This is a genomic window from Cellulomonas citrea, assembly GCF_009829685.1.
GTDB classification, from domain to species: Bacteria; Actinomycetota; Actinomycetes; order Actinomycetales; family Cellulomonadaceae; genus Cellulomonas; species Cellulomonas citrea.
On the sequence record NZ_VWSD01000390.1, the window covers coordinates 1 to 530 of the forward strand.

Genomic DNA, 530 nt, shown 5'->3' on the forward strand with positions numbered 1-530 from the left:
TGGAGAAGAACTTCCGCCGTACGGTTTTCGCCGCGCCGCACTCGCAGTCGACGCTTCCTGGTGCACATCGTCCCGCCGGTGGCTTCGGCCGTCGGGTGGCGCAGTAAGAACGGAAAGGCGGAGACTGCCGGATGTCTGACGCCAATTTCGCCTCGCTCTCTCCCACTCTCCTCGCGCGCAAGGGTGGCGCCAAGCCAGCCATGCGTCCGCAGTCGGGAATTCCCGGCCCGGTCGACGGTGCCGAGGCGGCAGCCAGTCTCGAAGATCTTGGCGGGAACGACATGGGGGACGAAGCTTCGCAGGACGACAAGGTCGTCAAGCTGGCACCGCAGGCCGCCAATGAAGACGGCGGACCCAACCAGGTGCGCCAGTCGCTCGATCGTATCGCCGCCCAGCTCGAGAAACCTGCCGCACCCAAGCCGAACCCGGTCGTGCGCCAGACTGCGTCGAGCCGCGGCAAGCGCGCCGCCTTCACGCTGCGCCTCGATCATGAACGCCACCCCAAGCTCCGCCTCGCCTGCCCCGTCCGT

Annotated in this window: 1 protein-coding gene; it reads left to right on the top strand. The window is 67.5% G+C overall.

Annotated features, from left to right (window positions below):
• Positions 1-131 precede the first annotated feature (131 nt).
• The coding region (locus F2B26_RS16905) for a hypothetical protein (protein ID WP_159811247.1) at positions 132-530 on the top strand (399 nt) is incomplete at its 3' end.